This window comes from Streptomyces coeruleofuscus (assembly GCF_039532725.1).
GTDB classification, from domain to species: Bacteria; Actinomycetota; Actinomycetes; order Streptomycetales; family Streptomycetaceae; genus Streptomyces; species Streptomyces coeruleofuscus.
Window position 1 is genome coordinate 177766 of the sequence record NZ_BAAASE010000005.1, and the last position, 23579, is coordinate 201344.

23 protein-coding genes and 3 pseudogenes are annotated in these 23579 nt (G+C 68.4%); 15 read left to right on the forward strand and 11 right to left on the reverse strand.

What is annotated here, in order from left to right:
- Positions 1-292: 292 nt before the first annotated feature.
- Positions 293-1624, forward strand: a complete 1332-nt coding sequence (locus ABFX81_RS20305; protein WP_346138440.1) for an AAA family ATPase — start codon at positions 293-295, stop codon at positions 1622-1624.
- Entirely contained in the window at positions 1624-2295 is a 672-nt protein-coding gene (locus tag ABFX81_RS20310; protein WP_346138441.1) for a hypothetical protein, read from the forward strand. The genes ABFX81_RS20305 and ABFX81_RS20310 overlap by 1 nt, the downstream gene beginning before the upstream one ends.
- 534 nt (positions 2296-2829) lie before the next feature.
- On the opposite strand, the gene ABFX81_RS20315 is transcribed toward ABFX81_RS20310, so the two are convergent.
- The gene (locus ABFX81_RS20315) at positions 2830-3663 is read right to left on the reverse strand and encodes an NAD(P)H-binding protein (protein ID WP_086852827.1); all 834 of its coding nucleotides are present in this window, start codon (positions 3661-3663) and stop codon (positions 2830-2832) included.
- A gap of 500 nt (positions 3664-4163) precedes the next feature.
- Between ABFX81_RS20315 and ABFX81_RS20320 the strand changes: the two genes are divergently transcribed.
- On the forward strand, positions 4164-4625 hold the full coding sequence (locus ABFX81_RS20320; RefSeq protein WP_086852810.1) for a hypothetical protein: 462 nt from the start codon (positions 4164-4166) through the stop codon (positions 4623-4625).
- A 28-nt stretch (positions 4626-4653) separates the two neighbouring features.
- On the opposite strand, the gene ABFX81_RS20325 is transcribed toward ABFX81_RS20320, so the two are convergent.
- The 5 genes and pseudogenes from ABFX81_RS20325 to ABFX81_RS20345 all read right to left on the reverse strand — a co-directional run.
- The gene (locus tag ABFX81_RS20325; protein WP_346138442.1) at positions 4654-4998 is read right to left on the reverse strand and encodes a hypothetical protein; all 345 of its coding nucleotides are present in this window, start codon (positions 4996-4998) and stop codon (positions 4654-4656) included.
- A gap of 55 nt (positions 4999-5053) precedes the next feature.
- Positions 5054-5176, reverse strand: coding sequence for a hypothetical protein (locus tag ABFX81_RS20330; RefSeq protein ID WP_346138443.1), 123 nt, complete (start codon positions 5174-5176; stop codon positions 5054-5056).
- Positions 5177-5417: 241 nt separating this feature from the next.
- Positions 5418-5558, reverse strand: a complete 141-nt coding sequence (locus ABFX81_RS20335) for a hypothetical protein (protein ID WP_230529111.1) — start codon at positions 5556-5558, stop codon at positions 5418-5420.
- Positions 5559-5721: 163 nt separating this feature from the next.
- A complete protein-coding gene (locus ABFX81_RS20340) occupies positions 5722-6171 on the reverse strand; it encodes a DNA-binding protein (RefSeq protein WP_086852812.1) in 450 nt (149 codons plus the stop codon).
- Between the two features lie 87 nt (positions 6172-6258).
- A pseudogene (locus tag ABFX81_RS20345) lies at positions 6259-7029 on the reverse strand (helix-turn-helix domain-containing protein); the annotation flags it as partial.
- A 1-nt stretch (position 7030) separates the two neighbouring features.
- Here ABFX81_RS20345 and ABFX81_RS20350 point away from each other — a divergent pair.
- The 4 genes and pseudogenes from ABFX81_RS20350 to ABFX81_RS20365 all read left to right on the forward strand — a co-directional run.
- Positions 7031-7138, forward strand: a pseudogene (locus ABFX81_RS20350) (IS5/IS1182 family transposase); the annotation flags it as partial.
- A gap of 147 nt (positions 7139-7285) precedes the next feature.
- Positions 7286-8299, forward strand: a complete 1014-nt coding sequence (locus ABFX81_RS20355) for an SPFH domain-containing protein (RefSeq protein WP_086852816.1) — start codon at positions 7286-7288, stop codon at positions 8297-8299.
- Complete coding sequence (locus tag ABFX81_RS20360) at positions 8296-9198, forward strand: NAD(+)/NADH kinase (RefSeq protein ID WP_086852818.1); 903 nt, start codon at positions 8296-8298, stop codon at positions 9196-9198. Before ABFX81_RS20355 ends, ABFX81_RS20360 begins: the two co-directional genes overlap by 4 nt.
- Before the next feature lie 202 nt (positions 9199-9400).
- A complete protein-coding gene (locus ABFX81_RS20365; RefSeq protein WP_346138444.1) occupies positions 9401-9829 on the forward strand; it encodes a hypothetical protein in 429 nt (142 codons plus the stop codon).
- 52 nt (positions 9830-9881) lie between these two features.
- Here ABFX81_RS20365 and ABFX81_RS20370 read toward each other — a convergent pair whose 3' ends face one another.
- Both ABFX81_RS20370 and ABFX81_RS20375 read right to left on the reverse strand, forming a co-directional pair.
- Complete coding sequence (locus tag ABFX81_RS20370) at positions 9882-10247, reverse strand: hypothetical protein (RefSeq protein ID WP_346138610.1); 366 nt, start codon at positions 10245-10247, stop codon at positions 9882-9884.
- A gap of 232 nt (positions 10248-10479) precedes the next feature.
- On the reverse strand, positions 10480-10641 hold the full coding sequence (locus ABFX81_RS20375) for a phage holin family protein (RefSeq protein ID WP_346138445.1): 162 nt from the start codon (positions 10639-10641) through the stop codon (positions 10480-10482).
- Positions 10642-11157: 516 nt separating this feature from the next.
- On the opposite strand from ABFX81_RS20375, the gene ABFX81_RS20380 reads away from it, so the two are divergent.
- From ABFX81_RS20380 to ABFX81_RS20405, 6 genes are all read left to right on the forward strand, one after another.
- Positions 11158-11358: a hypothetical protein gene (locus ABFX81_RS20380; RefSeq protein ID WP_346138446.1), complete on the forward strand. Its 201-nt coding sequence runs from the start codon at positions 11158-11160 to the stop codon at positions 11356-11358.
- Positions 11355-12743 carry a glycosyltransferase gene (locus ABFX81_RS20385; RefSeq protein WP_346138447.1) on the forward strand — a complete coding sequence of 463 codons (1389 nt, stop codon included), beginning with the start codon at positions 11355-11357 and terminating at the stop codon, positions 12741-12743. The genes ABFX81_RS20380 and ABFX81_RS20385 overlap by 4 nt, the downstream gene beginning before the upstream one ends.
- A gap of 331 nt (positions 12744-13074) precedes the next feature.
- Positions 13075-14427 (forward strand): UDP-glucose dehydrogenase family protein, encoded by a 1353-nt coding sequence (locus ABFX81_RS20390; RefSeq protein WP_346138448.1) that lies wholly within the window; start codon positions 13075-13077, stop codon positions 14425-14427.
- Between the two features lie 173 nt (positions 14428-14600).
- A complete protein-coding gene (locus ABFX81_RS20395) occupies positions 14601-15410 on the forward strand; it encodes a class I SAM-dependent methyltransferase (RefSeq protein ID WP_346138449.1) in 810 nt (269 codons plus the stop codon).
- Between the two features lie 180 nt (positions 15411-15590).
- Positions 15591-16667: a hypothetical protein gene (locus ABFX81_RS20400; protein ID WP_346138450.1), complete on the forward strand. Its 1077-nt coding sequence runs from the start codon at positions 15591-15593 to the stop codon at positions 16665-16667.
- Between the two features lie 68 nt (positions 16668-16735).
- Positions 16736-16954 carry a TerD family protein gene (locus ABFX81_RS20405; protein ID WP_346138451.1) on the forward strand — a complete coding sequence of 73 codons (219 nt, stop codon included), beginning with the start codon at positions 16736-16738 and terminating at the stop codon, positions 16952-16954.
- Between the two features lie 318 nt (positions 16955-17272).
- On the opposite strand, the gene ABFX81_RS20415 is transcribed toward ABFX81_RS20405, so the two are convergent.
- The 3 genes and pseudogenes from ABFX81_RS20415 to ABFX81_RS20420 form a co-directional block, all read right to left on the reverse strand.
- A complete protein-coding gene (locus tag ABFX81_RS20415) occupies positions 17273-18580 on the reverse strand; it encodes a type III PLP-dependent enzyme domain-containing protein (protein WP_346138452.1) in 1308 nt (435 codons plus the stop codon).
- Positions 18581-18788: 208 nt separating this feature from the next.
- Positions 18789-18887 (reverse strand): annotated as a pseudogene (locus tag ABFX81_RS42225) (gamma-glutamyl-gamma-aminobutyrate hydrolase family protein); the annotation flags it as partial.
- Positions 18888-19294: 407 nt separating this feature from the next.
- Positions 19295-21208, reverse strand: coding sequence for a CocE/NonD family hydrolase (locus ABFX81_RS20420; RefSeq protein ID WP_346138453.1), 1914 nt, complete (start codon positions 21206-21208; stop codon positions 19295-19297).
- A gap of 229 nt (positions 21209-21437) precedes the next feature.
- Here ABFX81_RS20420 and ABFX81_RS20425 point away from each other — a divergent pair, with 229 nt between their 5' ends.
- Entirely contained in the window at positions 21438-23012 is a 1575-nt protein-coding gene (locus ABFX81_RS20425; RefSeq protein WP_346138454.1) for an AbgT family transporter, read from the forward strand.
- Between the two features lie 26 nt (positions 23013-23038).
- A complete protein-coding gene (locus ABFX81_RS20430; protein ID WP_346138600.1) occupies positions 23039-23332 on the forward strand; it encodes a DUF5937 family protein in 294 nt (97 codons plus the stop codon).
- Positions 23333-23579: the final 247 nt, after the last annotated feature.

A 23579-nucleotide genomic window follows, 5' to 3' on the forward strand; every position in this document is an offset into this window, starting at 1 on the left:
GCAGAAGGGACAACGACACGTCCCGCTCATCAACGTGGGGCCAGTGGGAAGAATCGGCGAGCCACGACGAGGACAGGGACCGTCGCGTAGCAACCGGACGACGTCCAGTCGGTGCTGCACACATGCGAGCAGCGCTCTCCGTCCCGTCGCGCTGCCCGCGCCCGGTCCCACCCACGTCGAAAGCGCTTCAGCAATCCGTTCTTCGACGGCAAGATAGGCCTGACGAAAGGGGCCCGGATTGGAAGCGGCGGGACTGGCGGGCCGACTGGCCGCGGCACGAGCCGGAGCCCTGGTGGGCAGGGAACCAGAGCGGGCGGTGCTCGACCTGATGCTGTCGGGCGCGGCGCACGCCCCGCTCGTGGCCTACCTGCACGGCCCCGGCGGCATCGGCAAGTCCTCGCTGGTGCGCTACGCCGCCCGGCAGGCCGAGCTCACCGGCCGCCGCGTGGTGCACGTGGACGGACGGTTCCTCGACGCCGATCCGCGCCGACTCGAGGAGGTCGCCGCCCCGGCGTGCACCGAACCCGGCACGGTGCTGCTCATCGACACCTTCGAGCAGTGCCAGCCACTGGAGGCGTGGCTGCGCGACATCTTCCTGCTGCGGCTCGCCGACCATGCGATCGTCGTTGTGGCCAGCAGAGTCGCCCCCGACGCCGACTGGTCGCTGGACCCCGGATGGGCGCAACTGTTCACCGCACTGGCCGTGCGGCCGCTCGACGCCGCCCAGTCCCACGCCCTGCTCGCCGCCCGAGGTGTCCCCGCTGAGCAGCGCGGCGCCTTCGTCGCCTTCGCCGGAGGCAGCCCGCTCGCCCTCTCGCTGGCCGCCTCCGTGCCCGCCGCGGCACCCGGCACACCGTGGTACCCCACCGGCGACATCCTGACGACCCTGGTCGAGCGGCTGGTCGGCGACCTGCCCAGCGCCGTCCACCGACGTGCCCTCGAAGTCGTCGCGCAGGCCTACGTCACCCGCGAGCCCCTGCTCCGCAAAGTACTGGGTGACCAGGACACCAATACGGTGTTCCCCTGGCTGCGCCAGCTGCCCTACATCGAGGCCACGCCCGAAGGGCTGCACCCGCACGACGCGGTACGGGCCACCCTCGAGGCCGACCTGCGCTGGCGAGACCCCGAGCGTTACGACGACGTCCGCCTGCGCATCTCCCTCGCCGGCCTGCACGCCGTACGCTCCGCCACCGCCGACGACGCGCTCTTACGAGTCGCGGAATGGATGTTCCTCTTCCGCGACCAGGACGGCCCGGACAACCTGTACAACTACCGGACGCACCCCCATATCGAGGACACTCCTCTCCGCTCCGAAGACGTGCCCGGCGTGCTGCGCATGGCCGAGGAGGCCGAGGGCCCGGCATCGGCAGCCGCGGTCGCACACTGGCTGCGGCGCCAGCCGGAGGCCTTCCGCGTCCACCGCTACGCGGGCTCCTCCGCACCTGTGTCGTTCATGGCCATCCTGCGGCTGGACGCACCGCTGCCTGAGGACCGCGCTGAGGACCCGGTGATCGCAGCAGTCTGGGACCTCGTGGAGGCGGCCGCTCCCCTGAGACCAGGCGAGCACCTGGGCATCCGCCGCTTCGCGGTGCAACCGGCGGGCACCAGCGGCCCTCACCCCTGATGGAACTCATCAGCCGGCGCACCATCGCCGAGGAGATGAGGACCCACGGACGCGCGGTGACCTTCACCGTTTTCGAAGACGCCGACCGGTGGGGACGCTACCTCGCCGAGGCCGGGATGCCGGAGGTCGCGGCCGTGGACGTCGGCGGCCTGCGACAGCACGTCTTCGGCCGGGACTGGCGACGCCAGACAGTGGAACAGTGGGTGCAAAACCGGGCTCGCACCGCGGTCACGCCCGTAGCAACATGGCCCGCACCCGCATCCACGAGTGGCCCAGGCGACCAGCTGCCGCGCGCCGTGTTCGAGGAAGGCGTGCTCGAGGCGCTGCGCACGTGGCACACCCCACGCGAATTCGCGACCAGCGTCCTGCTGCACTCCCACCTCGTGACGCCAGGCTCACCCGACCCGACCTCGGACTTGCGCGGCGCCATCACCACCGCCCTGGACGCGATACAGATTGACCCGGCGGGCGTCAAAGCCCACGAGGCTCTCACCGCCACCTACATCACGGCCTTGCGTACCCACAAGGCCGCCGCCCGGCGACTGGGGGTGCCCTACGGCACCTACCGGCGCCACCTTGCCCTGGCCAAGGAACGCCTCATCGAACAACTGCTGAGCCAGCCGGCCATGACATCCACACCGACTCCGGCACACTCGTCTCCGAAGGAGTGAGGGCACCGCAGTACCGCGAGGCAACGTCCTCCGCGAGAAGCGCGTACTGCCACTCGTTGTCGTTCAATGGCCACAAGAAGAAACTGTTCATCCCTACCCTCATCTGCCTCCCTCGAGGCGTTGGTCCGCGAACCCGGCGTGCCGGCCGGGGGCAGTTGCGCTCGAACATGACCACTCTGCGGGCGGTTTCACCCGGGCCCATGACGCCTGAAGGTCTCGGCGCAGGGCCACGGCGACAGCGCCGGTACCCGCGCCGGCCGAGGACCCTGCCGATCTGTCTGTCGCAGCGGGGCACGACGGGGGATCGAACTGCTTCGGCAGCGCATCGGCCGCAGACCGCACGAGTGCACGGGGGGCACTGGTTGGGGCATCCGGCCCAACCAGTGCCGAGGTCACCGAACCGGACCCGCAAGAGAGCCCACTGCACCAAGCAATGGCCAGGACGGGCCAAGCTCCTCGAACTGGAGCCCCATGTCGGCGTACTCCTGAAAATGCGCACCTGGGTACGGATGAACGTGCTCAGGCCCTGGCGATTCAACGGAAGGCGTCGGCGTTCTCCGAAGCCCACTGCCGGAACGGGCGAGCCGGCGTTCCGGTGACCTGAGAAACCGTGTCGCGCACCATCAGCAGCCCGGGGTTGACGTCTCCACCAGTGACGTCGAGCACCGCGTCCGCGGCCTCGACCCCGAAGACCGCGACCATCTGCGCGTGGGCCTGCCGACGGCTGATCTCGGCGAAGGGAACCTCCCGACCCAGCACTGCCGCGATGGCCTCGACCTGCTGTCGGGCGGTTATCGGCTCTGGCCCGGTCAAGGCGTACGTGCGTCCGTGGTGGCCGGGCTCCGTCAGTGCCACCCGTGCCACCGATGCGATGTCCGCGGGGTGGATGGTCGGCAGCGCGGTCTCGGCGTACGGCGCGCGGACGGTCTCGCGGCCACGGATGGACGCAGCCCACATCAGGGCGTTCGACGCGAACTGCGTCGGCCGCAGGATCGTCCAGGCCATGTCGGTTTCCTTGAGCAGTTGCTCCACCGCCAGGTTCTCGTCGGCGGGGCCGAGGTGCGGGTGGGTCTGGACGGTGATGGACGACACCAGCACGACGTGCTCCACTCCCGCCTGCCGGGCGGCTTCGAGGATGTCGGCGTCCGAGCCCAGACGCGACACAAGAAACAGCGAGCGCACCCCCTCCAGCGCGGGCTTCATCGACGCCGGGTCTGCGACGTCGCCCTCCACGGCCTCGACCCCTTGGGGGAAGACGGCCCGTGCGGCATCACGGGTGAGCCCTCTCAGCGGCCCGACACCGCGTGCGTGCAGCTCCTTCAGCAGGGCACTGCCTATGTTTCCAGTGGCTCCGGTCACGAGGATCACGAACGTGTTTCCCATCGTCAGATGATCGAGTAGGCGACACGCTAGAACCTCAATCATGCTTCAGGTCAAGAAGACGCCTGGCCATGCCCGCGGGTGGGCACGTTCATCCGTACTCGGCTGTGCAGGTTCACGTGTACGCCGACGCCCCACTGTTCCAACGGTTTCCGCGCTGCCGCGAAGGCCCGTCTCGACGATCTACGGCCCGGTTCTGATATCCGGCGCTCTTTCCGCAGACTCCCACGCACCGCGATCGGCTGGAGGCCCGCCGAGTCCCCCAGCGGCTCCCGGACAGCTGGTTCGCTCGGCTGGAAGAGCTCGACGCTCCACCCAGCGCCCTCCGGCGAGACGCCGCCATCCGGCTGGTCCAGATGGCGGAAGATGCGTCTGGCAGGCGGCAGCCGTCTATCTGGCATTCCGTGACTGCATGGAGATCAGCACCGCTGTCCTTCTCCGGCAGTGGCAGCGCAACGGCGACAACGCCGGAAAACACAGTCGGGCCCTTGACCCTGCTCGCCGACGAGATCACCGCCGATCCTCACTGCGTCGACTATCAGCGCCGTCGCGAGCAACTCAGCTCCTGGGTCATCCCGCCAGACGAATGGCGCACGATCACCGAGAAGGTGGCTCAACGCCAGTTGCCGAGGGTCCGCCCCCTCACCCACTGGAGCTCACTCAGGCATCTCGCGGCCTCAGCCGTCGTCTGGGCCTGGGCCACACAGGGTCACTACTGGCTTGCACCGATGCTCCAGGACCGGCAGCACCGCCTCCCCGCACCACAGATGCGCGAGGTCAAGGTCGAAGCCTGTCACATCAACCGGCCCGGCCCCCGCGACAGACGCGGCAGCCTCCGACGGCTCCTGCACGAGACCCTGCGTGACTACTGCCGCGACCTCACCACACGCGCCGACGCCGGGCGCCCCGCAACAACCACGTCCCGACGCAAGGCCCGGCAGGCAAGGTGACGCATGGAACCGAGTACGGCCGAAGGGATCACTCGACACCGAGTTCTGCGAGCTGTTCGGCTGCGGTGATGTTGCCCCGGTCGGCGAGGCGCCGCAGTTCCCCCGGGTCCTCCTGCTCGGTGGCCAGTTCGATCAGCTGATCAGTAGCCGTCGCGTTGCCCTGATCGGAAAGGCGCCGGAGTTCGCTCCGGTCACCTTGCTCGGTGACGAGTTCGATCAACTGGTCAGTTGCGGTGGAGTTGCCCTGCTCGGCGAGGCGGCGCAGCTCGCTCAGGTCACCTTGCTCAGTGGCGAGTTCGATCAGTTCATCGACTGCGGTCTCGTCGCCGCTCTCGGCCCGCTGCCGGAGCGCGGACAGGTCAGAGTCGGTCATGATGGACACTCTCTCCCCGGTGTTGGCCCGGATCGGTCGACCCGGGCCAGCGTGTTCACAACGGCAACTCGCTGGAGGCGGACAGCTTTCCCGAGGCGCGAAGCTCGTCGCGGTGCGCATTCCACTCCTGCAACAGCGTGGTCAGCCGCTCGGCGAGGAACTCGGCCAATGCAACCATCTCTTCCAGCAGGGCACGGCGCTCCGGCGGGGCTCCGGCGAGCAGCGCCAGGCCCTCCCTGAGAGCGCCGCATGCTCCTTATGGACGTCGGAATCAAAGTTCTGCGGCTGCTGGCTGGCCGGATCCAGACTCACCCGGTCCATGCGCTCGTCGGCGGCACGTGTGCGCCGCACCATCCCATAACTCTCCAACAGCCTGACCGCACCCGTGACGGCGCTCCGGCTCGCGAGCAGCGCCTGGCTCAACTCATCGATCGTCTGCTGAGGCGGATCACAAACAAACAAGTATCCCACAGGCGTCCAGCCATCGGCAGGAAGCCGTACTGGCGGGCATAGAACCGACCGACATGGTCGGCAAAGATCAGCTGGCTGTCATGCGGCACACCCCAAAGCTAGTGCTGTGACCGCATAAGTTCGCCGTGTTGGTCGTCGTTGATTGAGCTCCCTGGAGATCCCTTCCATGGTGTGGAGCGTCGGCACGTGCTCGAGCGCCGCAGCCCCCAGATGTCCGGCCCCTGTCTGGCGAGAATCCGGGGCGGACCCCTCCTACTCCGGGCCCTCCGCGTCGGGCGCGGCACGGCTGGCCAGTCGTTGGTATCGCTGTCTGGCCGCTTGCGGAGTGCCAAGCCCGAGGCCGAAGGCGATCTCTTGCCAGGTCATGCCGCGGCCACGTGCCATCTGGAGGAGTCCGGTTTCCAGTTCGTCCATCTCTCCGCGAACCAGCGGGACGAGGCTCAACGCAGCGGTGATGTCGCCGTGGTCCACCTCCGGCTCAGCGTCGTCGAGGTGTGCGGCCCCACTGAGCAGGAACGACACGAGTCTGACGGCTTCGTGAGGCCCGATGACCGAGGGATGAACCTGTCGGCGGCGTTGCTCGTCGGTAGTCGCGTGTCGCTCGGCGATGCGAAACAGGGACGCGTAGACGCGGTGCACTCGCGCCTGCTCCGGCTGTGGGGGCGTGAACGGGTCGGTGTGCTGTTCAGGAGTCGACGGCATAAGAAGAGGATGAGGCAGTTCATGAATCATTGTCAACGGATCGTTTTAAACGGTCCGTTCAATCACTGGGTCGGACGCGGACGCCCTCTAGCCCTGTGACCGCATAGGTTCGCCGGGTTGGATCAAGCTACGGTGTTGGAGTGGGCGTCCGCCCCAGCGGATGCCTTTCTCGCTTCGGATGCGGGCACGTTCTTTGCGTTCGGCGGCCAAGACGTCGCGGTGGCGAGCGTTGGCGTTGCGCCACCGCAGGTAGGCGTGCAGGGCCCGGGTCTGCACGATGTGGTTGGGGTGGTGGGAGTTGGCGATGGTGAACTGCCTCAGGGGTCCGAAGTGCGCCTCGATCGGGTTCGCGCCCCACAGGGTGTCGTCACCAACCGAGTAACAGCCATGGAAGTAGCGCACCCCGTGGGTGCGGTGGTAGGTGGCCGGCAACCGGTCGGGATGTTTCCGCTCGGCCCAGCCCGAGCCCGCGGTGGGCCGGATCCCAAGCGGCCCGAACTCGTCCAACGCGAAGACCCGGTCCGGGAAACGGTCGAGCACTTCCTCGATGCGGTCCAGCTTCGCCTCCCGCTCGGGGTCCGGGGACTCCTTCCACGTCTTGGTGCGCTGGAAGGTGACGCCACGGCGGGCGAGTAGGCGGCGTAATGCCTCGCGGCCGATGCGGATGACCCGGCCGTGGACTTTCCGCAGATAGGCAACGAGCTTGCGCAGTGACCAGCGGGTGAAGGGCTGGCCGAGCTTGGTGGGGCGGGTGGTGGCCGTCCGGATGACGAAGACCTCGTCATCCGAGCTGACTTGGCGGGAACGGCCTCCCGCCCACTGAGGGTCCAGGCAGGCCAGGCCGATCTCGTTGAACCGTCTCCGGCGGCGAGGTATCCGTGCCGTGATCCCGCAGCCCGCCGACCAGGTCGGTCACCGACTGCGGCGAGGTTGCGCCGGTGGTCGCCCGCCCGGCTTCGACGCGGACGCCGACGTTCCCATCTGCACCACGGTCGATACATTCACCCGCCACTGGACCAACTCGGCCCCAACCTGTTTTTCGTCTTCTTGACGACAAGCAGGCGAATTGCTTATCGTCGTACTGACGAATACTCGTTCGCCCGAGGGGGACTCCATGGCCGACATCACCCGACGCCTGGGCTGGCGCCATCTGCGGGGCGCGCCTACGGCGCACATCCGTCACCACCGCTCCGGCAAGCTGGTGCATGACGGTCCCGGGCTCAGCTTCTGGTTCCGCTCACTGAGCGCCGCGCTCTCCGAAGTGCCGGTTGACGACCGTGAGTTGGCCATGACCTTCCACGCTCGCACAGCGGATTTCCAGGACGTGGCGGTGCAGGCGACGGTCACCTACCGCGTCAGCGACCCGGCCGTGGCCGCCGCTCGCCTCGATTTCTCCATCGACCCGGACACGGGGGTGTGGCGGGGAGCGCCCCTGGAACAGCTCGGCACGCTGCTGACGGAGACGGCGCAGCAGCATGCGCTGGACGTCCTGGCCCGTACGCCGTTGTCGGCGGCGCTGGTGGACGGGGTGACCTCGGTGCGCGAGCGGGTCGCGGCCGGTCTGGCGGCGGAGCCCCGGCTGCCCGCCACCGGCATCGAGATCGTGGCCGTGCGCGTGGTCGCGCTGCGGCCCGAGCCGGAGGTGGAGCGGGCGCTGCGCACCCCGGCCCGGGAGCAGATCCAGCAGGAGGCCGATCGGGCGACGTACGAGCGGCGGGCGGTGGCCGTCGAGCGGGAACGGACGATCGCCGAGAACGAACTGGCCAGCAAGATTGAACTCGCCCGCCGTGAGGAGCAGTTGGTCGAGCAGCGCGGCACGAACACGCGCCGCGAGGCGGAGGAGAGCGCGGCGGCGGACAAGGTGCGGGCCGACGCTGAGGCGACGCGCACGGTACGGCTTGCCGAGGCGGAGGCGGAGGCGGCGCGCGAGGTGGGCGAGGCGCGGGCGCAGGCCCAGGCGGCCTGGCTGCGCGTGCACGCGGACGCGGGGGTCGACGGCGTGGCCACCCTGCGCGCCCACGCGGCCGCACAATTCGCGGAGAACCTGCCTCAGATCGACAGCGTGACCATCTCGCCGGACGTGCTGACCGGCCTGCTGGCCAGGCTCGGCGCCGGGGACCGGGCGTGAGCCTCGCCCCGCGTGCCGTGCTGGTCCACCGGACGACGGAGTACGAGGAGTTGGTGGCCCGGCACGGCACGCACGGCCAGGCCGCCTTCTTCCTCGCCTCGCGGGGCCGGGACCTTGAGGAGGTCGCCGAACGCCACCGCCGCACTCGGCGGGCGTTGGCGGAGGTTACGGCGGCGATTCCGCTGACGTGGCGTCAGACACACGTGGAGCGCAGCGACTTGGACCGGTTCCTCTTCGGCCCCGAGGACGTGGTCGTGGTGGTCGGCCAGGACGGTCTCGTGGCGAACGTCGCCAAGTACCTCGCGGGGCAGCCGGTGGTGGGCATCGACACGGACCCCGGACGCAACCCGGGCGTCCTGGTCCGCCATCGCCCGCAGGACGCCGGCGACCTGCTGCCGTCGGTGCTCGCGGGCGGCACGGGCGTGTCCGAGCTGACCATGGTGGAGGTGGTCGCCGACGACACCCAACGACTGGTGGCCCTCAATGAGATCTACCTCGGCGCGGCCGGCCACCAGACCGCCCGGTACCGCCTGGGCCTCGACGGCGACGAGCGTGTCGCCGAGGCCCAGGCCTCCTCCGGGGTGCTCGTGGGGACGGGCACGGGGGCGACCGGCTGGATCCGCTCGGTCTGGCAGGAGCGGGGAGGCGACGGCCTGAAGCTGCCGGACCCGTCGGAGCGGCGGCTCCTGTGGTTCGTGCGCGAGGCGTGGCCCTCTCCGGCGACCGGGACATCGTTGGTGGCGGGCGAGTTGTCGGCCGCGCGGCGGCTGACCCTCACCGTCGAGTCGGAGCGGCTCATCGCCTTCGGGGACGGGATCGAGAGCGACGCGGTGGAGCTGACGTGGGGGCAGAGGGTGACAGTGGGGGTGTGCGAGGAGCGGCTGCGGCTGGTGGGATGACGCCCCCGTTATCTTCTTCGCGGTCCAGCAAGAAGACCGCTGGCCTCCGGGCCCGGCATGTCTGTGTCCCCGGCCGAGGGTGAAAGACGGTGTCCACGACTGCTTACCCGGAATACCTCAGCATGGTGTGCCAGGCGGGGACAGTGAGCCTCTCCAGGACGGTTGTGTGGCGGCCGATAGAGGATCGAGCAGTGGGGGACACGTGGACCGGAATGAGGACCAGATCCTGGCTGATGAGCTTGCTGGTCTGGGTTCTATGGGTTGGGGCAGCGGCCGCTTGGTCCGGTTCGTGGCCACGCTGATGAAGAAGAACGTCCATGAGATGGACCTCGTCATCCCCTTGCCGTTTGACGACGCCGTGGAGCGCGTCTCAAGGGTGCTCAATCAGGTAGGGCGAGCAGTCGAGACCAGGCAGGCTGCCCCTGGCAGGGACGGAGAGACCATCCGTGTCGTTGCGAGTGGCGGCGCTGGCGGCATGAATCCTGTGGTGGTGACTGCGCTGGTGTCGAAGGGCGGGGAGAACAGCTCGAAGGTCCGGCTTCGTGCAGCAGCCAAGGAAGGCCTGATCAAGCAGCGAGCAGGCGAGAAGGCCGCCACCCGCGTTGCAGCCCTGCTGCACAAGGCGAGATAGGACGGGTGGATCGGCGGCGCGCTCGATCGCGTCCTCAATCTCCCCCACAGTCCTACTCTCCTTCGCCCAGGAGGGCGTCGCCGCCCTTGATGCGGCGGGCGGGGTTGAGGCCCTGCTCCATCAGCTCCGCCGCCCACAGGATCGACTGGACGCCCTGCAGCTTCGCCGGGCCGGGCATGGCCCGGGATCGGTGCCTCCTGGCGCGGCGGATGAACAGCAGAGCGATGAGGGCGCCAGCGGCGGAGAGCAGCGGGGTGCGGTTGGCCCGCGCCGCCTGCATGCCGTGGCCGGCTTTCTCGCGTCCCGGTGCCGGGGCTTTGTCCCGGGCCAGCTCTGCGATGTGCACGGCCTGGTGGCGGACCTGCTCGGTGGCCGCGACGGCTTTGGCGCGCACCGGCTCAGGGGTCTTGTCCTGCATCGTGTGGGCCGCGTGTGTGGCCTTGTCCTTGAGATGGGTCCTGACCTGTGTGGTCTTCTCGGTGACCTGCTGTTTGACGGCCGTCGTTTCCTCCTGGGCGCGGGAGGTGACGTCGGTCTTCGCCGCGAGTGCCTCGACGGTCTCGCCGAGTTCCTCGCGGTCGCCTCGGCTTGTTCGCGCAGTTCCTCGGGGGAAGGTGCTGCCTCATTACCCTTGTGCGGCTCGTCCGGGGTCATCGCTGTGTCTTCTCCTTGATCTCGGCGACATCGGTCTTGACGCTGTCCATGGTCTGCTCGGGCTTGGGTGGGGTTGCCTTGCTGATCTGCTGCTTGCCGAGGGCCGCCATCAGTGCGGAGACGGCGGCCAGGACGCCGGTGACGATCAGCGCGGCCATCTGCGGTGCCCCAGGGACAGCAGCTTGCGTTCCGCTTAGCGGACGAGCCGCCCCCGATTCTCGGCTGTGCACCCTTCCGCGAGGAACGCATTTCAAGCCACTTGGCTGAAATTAGACGCACACAGAATGAGGTTGGTTGCTGGGGGCATCCATCGCGACCGGACAGCAATGGACTATTTCGCGAATTCCATTTCCTTCGTCGCTGCAACCCGCCACCTTTGGCCATAGGTTGCCAGGGTCGGGGAATTGCTGGCCAAAGCTTTCGGTCGACAGAGTCGGACGCAACATAGGGGCGGACCTGCACAGTTGAAGGAGAAAATATTTGTCGCGATAACGTAACGGGAGTTGATCATGCTTATGTGGCGTTGACCTGCTATTACCCTCAGTCGCTGTGCGTGGGTGGCGCTCCGGGAGCTTGCGGATCGGTTCGGAAACCTTCACAGACTGCTTACCGGTCCTGCGGATGCTCTTATGCTTTTTGTATTCACTGATCCATTCCCGTGGGGGGACTCAAGCATGTCCGGACAGGCTCAACTTGCACAGACGGGGGCTCCGGTTCTCGTGATCGGCGGCATCACCTACCCGATCGGCGGCTGGATGCTTGCCGCCGCGGCGGCCCTGGTCGCTCTGGGGCTGCTGTGCGTCCGCTTCGGCTTCCGCCGCAAGCTCGCCTCCGGTGAAGCCGGTTCCCACCCGTCTTCCGGGCATGGCAAGTGAGCCGCAAGCGCATCGGACCGGTGCTGAGTGCCCATCAGCACCGGTCCACGACCGTCGCCGTGGGCATCGTCGTTCTCCTGCTGGCCGCTGCGTGGACCACACACCACGCCGTGGTGGCCTTATCCACCGACGCGCAGACCCGTAGCCGGCTCACTGTCGTCTGGATCAGCCTGTTCCTGGTGTTCTTGCTGCAGACCTTCATGTACCACCTGGAGCGGGTGCCGCAGCCTGGCGAACGCGCCCGCCGCCACCTGGACGCGCTGCACGTGTCGATCCTGGTGCCGGTCTACAACGAGGACCCCGGCTACCTGCGTCTGGGTCTGGAGAGCTTCCTGCGCCAGACCCGGATGCCCGACTCCGTGCACATCGTCGACGACGGTTCCACCAGCGGGGACTACACCGAGGTCCGCAACTGGTGGGAGCAGGCCGCGGCCCGCGCAGGGGTGGCCACCACTTGGCAGGTCGTGGCCAACGGCGGCAAGCGGCACGCCCAGGCGCACGCCGTCCGGGTCAGCCCGCAGGCCGACATCTACCTCACCTGCGACTCGGACTCCTGCTTCGCGCCGAACGCCGTCGAAGAGATTCTGATCCCGTTCGCGCGGCCCCGGGTGATGTCCGTGGCCGGCATCGTCATCGCCACCAACAACCGGGCGAACTGGCTCGTGCGCGTCACGGACCTGTGGTTTGTGGTGTGCCAGCTCGTCGACCGCTCCGGGCAGTCTGCCGTCGGCGCCGTCATGGTCAACTCCGGTCCGATCGCCGCCTACCGGGCCGGCATCATCCGCGACAACCTCGGCTCCTACCTGAACGAGACGTTCATGGGCCGTGCCGTGATGTTCTCCGACGACAGCCTGCTCACCCTGTACGCGCAGGAGCGCGGCCTGACCGTCCAGCAGCCGCGGGCGATCTGCTTCACTGCCATGCCGGAGAACTGGGGTCACTTCTCACGCATGTACCTGCGCTGGATGCGGGGCTCGACCATCCGGTCGGTGTGGCGGATGCGGTATCTCTCCCCCACCCGCCCTGCCTACTGGTTGCACGCCATGCGCTGGCTGCAGATGATCCTGACCCAGATGGTCACCGTCTGGCTGCTCGTCATCGAACCCCTCGTGTTTCATGAACTACCGCCGAGCTCCATGCTCGTCATCCCCTTCCTCATCGGCTACGCACAGGGCCTGCGCTACCTGAGCATCATCCGCTCCGACGAACGCATCCGGCAGCGCGCCGTGACGTGGCTGGCCATGCCGCTGGCCATCGTGCTCGCCTGGACTCTGCTGCGGTTCCTGCGCTGGTACGGCATTTTCACCTGCGCCAAGACGGGCTGGGGAACGCGCCAAGCCGGCGCCGAGGTCTCGCTGAGCCCCACGGCCGCTGAAGCCGTCTAATCCCCAGACGCCCTCCGCCCACGCCACCGCGTCACATACCGCCTGGGCAACCGCCACCACGCCCTGCGCCGTCCCACGCCGCCATGATCCGCCAGGGCCCGCCACCCTCGCTCGCATCAATTGGTCGCTTTTACCGCCGCACCCGGACGGACGTACCAGGCGCAGCACGGCCGACCAGCAGCCTGTCGCCCCCGTGCGCAGCGCCTGCGCTCAGCCTCAATCCCTGCACCTGGGCGCAAGCCGGGACGGCAGGCCGGTCACCTGCGGCATCGCTCAGCTCAGCGGGAATCTGCCGCCCCTCCTCCCTGCAAACCCGTTCTCGAAGGACTTGATGATGCACCCTGACTCCTCGCGCATCGCCGTGTTCGGCGCCGGCTATATCGGGCTCGTCGCTGGGGCCTGCTTCGCCGAACTCGGCCACCAGGTCGCCATTCGCGACATCCAGAGCGAACGCATCCGCCTGCTCAAAGCCGGGGACGTACCCATCTACGAACCGGGACTGGGCGACATGCTGGCCCGCAACAAGGACCGCCTTACCTACACCCTCGACGCCGCCGAAGCCGTAGCCGGTGCCGACGTCGCCTACATCTGCGTCGACACCCCTCCCACCCCCTCCGGCGACGCCGATCTGTCCCGCGTATGGGCCGTCCTGGCTTCCCTCACCGGCGCCACCCATCTGCGCGCCGTGGTGGTGAAGTCAACCGTTCCGGTGGGCACCGGTGCCCGGATCCGCCGGGCCCTCGACGACAGCGGCCTCGCCCACGTCGCCTACGCTTCCAATCCCGAATTCACCGCCGAAGGACGCGCCCTCGAGGACTTCATGCGCCCCGACCGCATCGTCGTCGGCGCCGACAACCCGGCTGCCGCCCGCCTCGTCCGCTCCCTCCACCACGGCATCCCCGGGCCCGTGGAGACCATGGACGTCGCCTCCGCGGAAATGGTCAAGATGGCCGCCAACGCCCTGCTCGCCACCAAGATCTCCTTCACCAACGAAATCGCCGCTCTGTGCGAGGCGACCGGCGCCGACATCACCCACGTCACCCGAGCCATCGGCCAAGACCACCGCCTGGGCCCTCACTTCATGAACGCCGGCCTCGGCTACGGCGGCAGCTGCTTCCCCAAAGACTCCCGCGCCCTACGCGCCCTCGCCGCCAACACCGGCTACTCCTTCCAGCTGCTGACCGCCGTGATCGAGGTGAACGAACTCCAGCCACGCCGCGCCGTCCAACGCCTGAAAACGGCACTCGGCACCCTCCACAACCGCACCATCGCCCTGCTTGGCATGACCTTTAAACCCGGCACCGACGACATGCGCGAAGCCCCCAGCACCGTCATCGCCTCCCGCCTGCTGGCCGAAGGCGCCACCGTCACCTGCTGGGACCCCATGGCCCGCCCCCAGCCCGACACCCACCCCTGGAACCTCACAGACCGCCGCCCGACCATCAGCGAAGCGCTCACCGGCGCCGATGCAGCCATCCTCGTAACCGAGTGGCCCGACCTGGCCACCACCGACTGGGCCGCCCACCGCCACCTGATGAACAACCACACCCCTGTCCTCTACGACGGCCGCAACCACCTCGACCCCGCAACCCTGCACACGGCCGGCTACACCTACATCTCCACCGGCCGTCCCACACCCCAACCCCAGACCAACACCACGCCCTCGCACACACCCCCGGCCTGACGAAACCCCGAGGGCGACGCTGGTGGCCAGTAGCACCGCCTGTTGCGAGGTGGATCGCGCTGACAGGAGCTCGGTGGTGGAGCTGCTCGCCGGCCTGCGAGCGATGCGCGCCGCAGGTGGTGATGCCGACCTGGCCGTCGTGCCGACCGCGCGTCTCGAGGGAGTCTGGCCCCGTGGAAATCCCGTTGCCGGAACAGCAGCATCTTCGATCGAATGCCTCCATGACTCAGGACGGCCCGGCAGGCCATGTGGAGGAGAACCGGCGCTTCTGGGATGACGAGGCGGCTGCGTGGCACGGGCCGCTCGCCCGTGATCACTGGGCGCAGGCGGAACCGTCCTGGGGACTGTGGTCCACCCCTGAGTCGCAGGTTTCCGTGCTTCCCGACAACATCGACGGGATGCGCGCCATCGAACTGGGCTGTGGTACTGCCTACGTTTCCGCTTGGCTGGCCAGAGCAGGAGCCCACCCGGTCGGGATCGACCTCTCGGAGAAGCAGCTCGCCACTGCTCGCGTGATGCAGGCGGAATTCGGCATCGGCTTTCCCCTCGTCCTGGGCAACGCCGAGAAGGTGCCCTACGAGGACAACACCTTCGGCCTGGCGCTCAGCGAATACGGCGCCTCGCTGTGGTGCGACCCCTACCAGTGGATCCCGGAGGCAGCCCGGCTTCTCATTCCCGGAGGCCGGCTAGTGTTCTCGCGCTACTCACCGCTGTTCGCACTGTGCGTACCGCCCGAGGGACCAGCATCCACCACTCTGTCCCGCAGCCAATTCGGCCTGACGCGGCTGGACTGGGGGAATCACGTGGAGTTCATCCTGCCGCACGGTGAGATGCTCCGTCTGCTGCGGGCCTGCGGATTCGTCGTTGAAGACCTGATTGAGGTTCAGGCACCCCGGTCTGCGCGGGACTACGAGGAAGTTTCCGCCGACTGGGCCCAGCAATGGCCCAGCGAGGAGATCTGGAAAGCCCGGCTGGCAGGCTGACAGCTCCGCAGGCACCGTGTATCGCCCCTTCGTCACGGACACCGCCCCCCAGTGCCCGTGGTGGACCGGCGCGGAAGACCACCTCGCGAGGCGTCACGGTGCGGGCGTCTCAGATGAGGTCTTCGGCGGTCGGGCTGATCTTGTCGGCAACGGACCTGGTCGAGCGGGGGACAATGAGGCGTGGCACGTATCGTCTTTCCTCCCCCGCCGGTCGACAGTGAGCAGACCCGCAGCTTCCGCACCCATGCCTCCTACATCCGCGCGTTCCGTGAACTTGCGCTCGGAGAGGGCACATCATCGCTGAACAACGCTGTCGCCGGTCTTCATGCGTCTGCAGTGCCGGTCCTTTTCAGTCCAGGCGGGCCACCGAACGCCTGTGACCGGGACCAGTTGCTGGCATGTCTGCGCCGTGCGTGGGCGACCGCTCGTCTGCTTGAGCACACGCATGCGCTGGCCGAGGACTCGGAGATCATCCGGCTCGCCAACAGTTGGGGGGCCGTTCAGGCCTATTACGTCCTCTACGGGGCGGCCCAGGCTCTTATGGTCGCCGAGGGCGGCACGCGTCCGCAGATGCATGAGCCCACGAAACGGCGCTACGTCGATCTGTGGACCTCGCGCAGCCTGCGGATCGCGCCCTGGACTCTGGCAGCGGCGGCCCCCGGGAGTCGACTGGCCGACGCGGACGGCATCCTGGGCGGTCCCGGACGCGCCCTGGACTTCGATCTGCATCCGTGGGTGGCGTGGCAGGGTGAGCAGGCATGGGACATCGCGGCCAAGGCCTTGCGCTCCACTCGCCAGTTGCTCGTCGACGACCGTCTCGCGAACAAGCGCCGTGAGAAACTCGCTGCGAAGAAGAAGCAGTGGCGCCTGGATCAGGAGGCCCGCGCGACGTCAGGCCGCAAGCCCGCGGTGGAGCCGAAGACGGTCAGGCTCACCACCGCTGAGCGAGAGGCCGTGGCCGGTGCGGTTCGCCCGGCGACCATGGCGGACTATCTGTACCGGCTGCGGATTAAGGCCAACTACGAGGACGTCACCGTCTTCTCCAATGGCCCGTCATCGGATCGTGAGGCCATTGAGGTGGGTGCGGACCTCGTCGCCTTGGCTTCTGCGACGCTGCTTGTCCACGAGCTGCGCATCGCCGCGATCATCGGCGCGGACGATCTGATCAAGGCTATGGACGCGGTGTTGCTGCACGCATCTGGTGAATCGGCCGGTGGCTTGGCACACCGTCGTGATCTGCATGCCCGGCTGTCCTGAGCGGTGCTGCGTCACTGCGGTCCGCCCTTGGGACGGTGATGTCGGCATGCCCACAGAGGCGTGTGCCCGTGTATGTATCCGCGGTACTCCTCACCAACAGCGGCTGGGTGCGGGGCGACGATGACCTGGTCTTCTGCAACCACCCCTTCCAGGAGGGGGTACGTGTCAACGGGGACACCGTTACTGCTGAGCTGGGCCTGGTTCCCGAGAGCGTCAGCAACGTAGCCGTCGTCGTCAGTGTCGATCCCGAGGGCCGGCCCACACTCAGCCCTCCGTCACCCGGCTGACCTTCGTACCACCGGCTTTCACAGGACGGAGACTGAAGCCGTGGCGGTGGAGCTCTACCGCCATGCGGGCGGATGGAAGGCCCGCGCGGTCGGGCGGGGCTAGGACAGCGGACTGGCCGGCCTGGCCCGGCGCGCACGCGGTGGGGCCGGGTGCGGGGTCTGCCCGCCCCGATGCGGGGCACAGAGATCGCCCTTAAGGCAGGATCGAACTGCGGGGAGTCCCCACGCTGCCCGCCCGTGATCACGAGGGACAGGCGCGCGTCGGCGACTCCCCTGGCGCGCCGGAAATCACCTCCCGCGGGCCTGGCTCGCCGGAGATCACCTCCCGGTTCGTGCGACGACGTGCTCGATGGTCTCCGCAGGCCGCAGAGGCAGGAACTCGACGTTCCCTTGGGAGTCGATGCGAACTCCGTGGACGGCGGGGTCGGGCAGGCTGTTGTAGTGGAAGGGGGTGGAGGAGTAGTACGCGCCGGTGTCGAGGAGCGCGACGATGTCGCCTGGGGCGAGCATGGGCAGCCGGCGGTCCCGTGCGAGCAGGTCGCCGGCGAAACAGCATGGACCGGCGATGTCCTGGGGCACCGGTTCCCCTGCTTTGCGGCTCCCGTCGGGGCCATGGGCAGTAATCCGCAGAGGCCAGGACGAGGGCATGAACACCGTGCGGGTGGCCACGTTGGCGCCGGCGTGGGTGATGGCGATCGGGCGTCCTCCGGCGGTCTTGGTGTATTCCACGCGGGCGGCGGTGAATCCGTTCTTGGCCAGGAGGGACCGTCCGAACTCGGTGACCACCTGGTACTCGCCGGTGAGCAGGGCGGGTGCGTGGGTCTGAAGACACTTCACGTATGTGTCGAAGCCTGGCGTGGTCTCGTCGTCGAGGAAGTTGACGGGGAGCCCGCCGCCTATGTCGATGACGGTCACCTGGCGTCGGCCGAGCAGGGTGTTGACTTCCTCGGCGAAGGCCACGGTCTTGGCGATGCCCTGGGCGATGAGTTCCAGCGGGCAGCCCTGCGACCCGACGTGGGCGTGGACCCACGTCAGCCAGGGGCGGGCGCGGTACGCGTCCAGGAGACGTTGCCTGCTTCCGTCGTCGTCCAGTGGGATGCCGAACTTGGAGGTCGAGGTGGCTGTGCTCATCTCGGCGATTCCACCGCTGCCAACCTGAGGATTGACGCGCACGCCTATGCGGGAGGCGGAGGGGCGGGCTGTGAGGATCTCGTCGATGCGGGCGAGTTCCTGGAAGTTGTCCGCGTTCACCGCGACTCCCAACTCAAGGGCCTGCGTCAGGTCCAAGCGGGTCTTGGCCGGTGAGTCGTAGACGATCTGCTCCGGCGCGAACCCGGCGGCCAGGGCCTGGGCGAGCTCGCCGGGACTGGCCACTTCGCAGCCCATGCCGAGGCTGCGCAATTCCTCCAGCACGGGGACCAGGCAGTTCGCCTTCGCCGCGAAGGTGTGCAGGACATTCACTTCGTCGGGAAACGCCGCACGCAGCGCCGCGACGCTCATCGCGACGCCGTCGAGGTCGACGAAGGCGGCCAGGACGGCGCGGTCGGGCTCGATGAGGCGTTGCCGTACGGCGGCACGCAGGATGCGTTCGCGCCGTTCGGCCGCCCCGGGGTCGGAGTTCGTCATGTGGCGGGTTTCCTTTCGGGCTGTTCCTGGATCTGCGTCCGGGTGGCCGCGTACTGGGCGAAGGCGGAGACGAAGTCGTCGAAGAGCCAGCGGTGCGCCCGGTTGGTCGGTCAACTCCTCGGGGTGGTACTGGACGCCGACGATCCACCGGGCGGGGTCGGTTGACTCGACGGCTTCCACGACGCGTCGTCGGCTCTGCGGCCACCCCCAGTGCCGGGGCGGTGCGGGCGATTGCCTGATGGTGCAGGCTGTTCACCCGGAGCAGTCGTGTGCCGGACACTTCGGCGGGGCGGGACCCCGGTTCCAGTCGGAGCTCGTGGGCTCAGCGGGCACCTCTCTGCGCCAGGCCCTGCCGCAGTCCGTCATCGATCGATGGATCGAGGCTCAGCCTGAGGTCGGACGCGTTCCAGTGTTGACGTCGCTGATTTGTGCGACATGACCCAACGTGAGGTGGACGCCAAGGGGCGGTACCCGGCGGCTCGTCCTCCCCCCCGTACGACCGACTCCAGCAGATCGACGCTGACGAAGTCGGCGAACCTCGGGACCACCGCCTCCGCCATCTCCTCGGCGGTCCGCGTCACATCCAGCACGCGAGCACGTCTCTTCTGTGGATGCGCAGGCACCTGAAGCCGTCCAGCCACGCAAGGCTCCCCCTACCGATCCGGTCGACCCAGCTGGTCCCCGGGTCAGCCCGCGGGCCACACTGCCGTCCGGCTACGCGAGCGCGTCCGCTCCTCCCTCCAGCCACACTCGCAGGTGGGAGGGATGCTCGGCATCCATGTGCACGGTGTTCACGGCTATGGCGGTGCGGCGGGCTGCTGCCTCCGGTTCGCCGGTGTTGGTGTTGACGTCGAAGCGGGGGAAGTTGCTGGAAGACACGTCGAGCCGGATGCGGTGACCGGCGGCGAACGTGTTTGCCGTGTCGGGAGCGATGACTTCCATCTCGTACACCTCGCCCGGAATGAGCAACTCCGGCCTCTCGTAGGAACGGTGGAAGCGGCAGCGGACGATGCCGTCGGTGAGGTTCATGGCGAAGCCGTGCGGGTAGTCGGCGTTGGGCGGGTGGACGTCGATCAGCTTGATGGTGAAGTCGGTGTCCGGGGCCGTGGTGGAGATGTAGAGCGTTGCCGACACCGGGCCGGCCAGCACCACGTCCCGTTCGAGTGGCGGGGTGCTCAGGCTGATCACGTCCGGGCGGGAGTACAGCGGCAGGTACGGCTCGCGCGCCCCGAACACCCGGGCGTCCGGGGTGTCCTGGTCGTATGCCCCCCGCGCCATCACCGGCTCGCCCGAGGTGACTTGGCCTCCCATGGTGGGGACCGGGTGGCGCGGGTCGAAGTCGTAGGTCACCGACGCGACGGCCGCGATGGGCGGGGCGGTGGTGAGGGCGCCGTCGGTGGTGAGGTACAGGGCTACGGGGGCCGTCGACGCCGGCGGCCACTGAGTGTCGGCGCGCCATGCGCCGCCGTGCCGCATCCTCCCTGCCGCATCCCGTCGGCCGTCGCCGCCGCCCATCAGAAAGTACTGAACTGCGGGGATGTCTGCGCTCTCCGGATTCTCCTCGTCTTCCCGGCCCAGCGCCCGGTCGAACCAGCGGCGGCTGAACTCCTGGTACGACGGGGCGAGGTTGCCCTCCAGTGTCGCCCTCGGACCGAAGTCCACGTCTCCGGCGTACCACTTGCTGTGCGCCCCGTGTGTCCACGGGCCCATGACCAGGTAGGAGGGTGCCGACTTCATTTCCTGCAGGGTGGTGAAGTTCTCGATGGTGGAGCGGACGTAGGGGTCGTACCAGCTGCCCATGTGCATGCTCGGCGCGTCCGGGAAGCGCTCGTAGAAGCCTCGCCCGTAGAGTGCCGGGTTGCGGTGGTAGTCCCCGAAGGTGTCCTGCCGCCACTGCTCCAGCAGATAGTCCTCGTACGCCGGCAGGTGCCGCAGCGGTGTGCAGCCCGGCCGCCACGGCATCGCACCGAACCAGCCCTTCACGTCCACCCGCCTCAGTTCCTCGGCCAGCACCGGATTCGCAGCCGCCTCCGGGCTCTGCGTCGCCCGCAGCAGTGCCCATGTCACCTGCTTCAGCTCGAAGGCGCCGCCCATCCGCATCCCGGCGTCATACGCGGAGGAGAAACCGCCCGAGTGCTGGAACATGGCGGCCAGCCCCGGCGCTCCTTCGGCGGCTGCGGCTGCCTGGACGTGGGCCAAGTAGGAACACCCGGACATCACGACCCTGCCGTCACACCACGGCTGGTTCCTGAGCCAGGCGATGGTGTCCGCCCCGTCCGGACCCTCGCCGAGGTACTTCACGAACGTTCCCTCGGAGTCGCCGCGGCCCCGGCAGTCCTGCCGTACGAAGTGGTAACCGGCTCCGGTGAAGTGCCGGGCGATGTCCTGCGGCTGCGGGGGCGGCGCGCCGCTGCGGTCGGGGTCCGAAGGGCGATGCACGCGCCGGCCGTACGGGGTGCGTTCAAGGAGCACGGGAAGTGCGGTCGTCTCAGGCTCGGGTGAGGCGGAGTACAGGTCGGTGGCGAGATGGATGCCGTCCCGCATGGGGATGCGCAGGGTGCGGCGCCACAGGGCGCCGTCCTGGAGGGGTTCCGGTCGGCAGGCCTGGGATGTGTCGTAGATGGTCACCTCCGTGACGCTAAGTAGTGGCTCACGTCATGGCGATCACTTGACCTCATCAGGTCAACCGTTCCGCCAGACGGTGACGGGAACGGACACGCGGCCTACGGTCCAGCGCAACACAGGATCGCCGCGTGTCATCGCATCGGAATCGTGCGCGGCTCTCGGTCCCGTTTCGCACTACTCGCGGCGTAACCGCGCCCTGCCCTCCTTTCCACAATCCTCACAGGAGGCCCCCATGAGCAGACCTGACACCCGCGCCGAGGAGGTGCAGGTCACCGAGCCCGGCGAGGGGGGCCGTGGCTCCCGGCTCCTGAACCTGATCGAGCGCGCGGGCAACGCACTGCCGCATCCGTTCTGGCTGTTCTGGATCCTGGGCGGGGTGGTCGCCTGCGTCAGCTGGGCCCTGAACGCCTCCGGCCTACAGGTCAGGGACCCGGCCTCGGGTGACATGGTCGGCGTGAACAGCGCCCTGTCGGCGAACGCCGTGCGGGACCTGATCAGCGGAGCCCAGGAGTCCTTCGTCAACTTCGGCCCGCTCGGCGTCATGCTGACGGTGATGCTCGGCGTCGCGGTCGCCGAGCGTTCGGGACTCTTCGAAGCACTGGCCCGCCGCATGCTGTCGGGCGTGTCCCCCCGCACGGTCGTCCTGGGCGTGGCTCTGGGCGGCGTGCTGGGGAAGTTCATTTCCGAGTCCGCGTACGTGGTCCTCATCCCGCTCGGCGCGGTGGCCTTCCGCGCCGTGGGCCGCTCCCCCATGCTCGGCATGATCGTCGCGTTTGTCTCCATCAACGCCGCGGGCGACGCCAACCCACTGATCGCCCCCGGTGACGCGCTTTACGCCTCCGTGGCCACCGAGGCCGCGCATCTTGTCGACAAGGACGTGGTGGTCCGCGCGACGGACAACATGTACTTCACCACCGTCTCGGCGTTCGTGCTGGCCGGCACCATCGCCCTGGTCGTGGACAAGTTCCTCACCAAGCGCGAGCACCACCTGACCCCAGACGCGGACCTGGAAGCCGCCGCGGCACAGCAGGTGGTCGTCTCCGAGGTCGACAATGCCACCGAGGTGCGGGCCCTGAAGCTGACCGGACTGGCCGCGCTCGGCTACGCCGGGCTGATCGTGCTCGCGATGGTGCCCACCTCATCGCCGCTCCGCGGCGAAGGGGGCGCCATCGTGGAGTCCACCTTCATGAACTCCATCGCCATCTTCCTCACCGTCTTCTTCCTGCTCATCGGCGCCGTGTACGGGCGGCTCACCGGGCGGATCAGCGGGAGCGCCGCGATACCGGGCTTCATGGCGGACGGAGTGCGCTCCATCGCGCCGCTGCTGGTGCTCTTCTTCGCCGTGTCGCAGTTCCTCGCCCTGTTCAAGTGGACCAACATCGCCACGGTCGTCGCGGTCGAAGGCGCGGACTTCCTCAAGCAGTTGGGCGCGCCCACGCTGGTGCTGTTCACCCTGCTGATCGCCGCGATCGCGACGATGAACCTCGCCATCACCTCCGGCTCCGCCCTGTGGACCCTGGTCGCCCCGGCACTGGTGCCGATGCTGATGCTGATCGGCACCAACCCGGCCACCACCATGGCCCTCTACCGCATCGCCGACTCCTGCACGAACTCCATCACCCCGATGAGCCCCACGTTCATGCTCTGTGTCGGCTACCTCCAGACCCTCAACCGCAAGGCCGGCATCGGCACCCTGGTCTCCTTCACCCTGCCCATCGCCATGTCCATGCTGCTGGTCTGGGTGCTGCTGTTCTTCGCCTGGTACTTGCTCGGCATCCCGCTCGGTCCGGGCGCACCGGTGCGGTGAGCCGCGCCGTACGCTGACAAGAGAGCATCGTCCTCGACCTCGGGGGGCTCGGCGCGGCGGATCTCGCGGCCGGGCCCTCCGCGCTGTCGGAACTGATGGCGAGCCTGCATGTGCTCGCCGAACCCGAGCACCACCCGGAGGCCCCGACTGGGCGGTCCGCGCCGCCGCTGCCAGCACCGGACTATGGGACGATCTGGCCGTCGTGGTCGGTCTGGTGCTCGCCCTGTTCTGGCTGGAGAACTCCGCCGAGGAGAACCTCTGTTCGAACGGCTCTTCCCCGCGGACGACAACGGCCCCGGAGCCCGTGCCACGCTCGGTGACGTAGCGGACACGGCGGCCCTGGACGGAGACGCCTCGTTGGCGTCAGGACGCGGATGACGCCGAGAGCCAATGCTGGCCTTGTGGCGGCTGGGGTTCTCCGTCAGCGCCGCCAGCGGCCAGACCCAGTCCGCGTAGCGGCCGTTGATGTGCGCGTGCAGGGGCAGGGCAGGGTGCGGCAGGACGACGGGTGTGCCCGTTGTGGGCAGGGGCAGGATGTAGGGATCGTGGTGGGCTGCGGTGGTCACG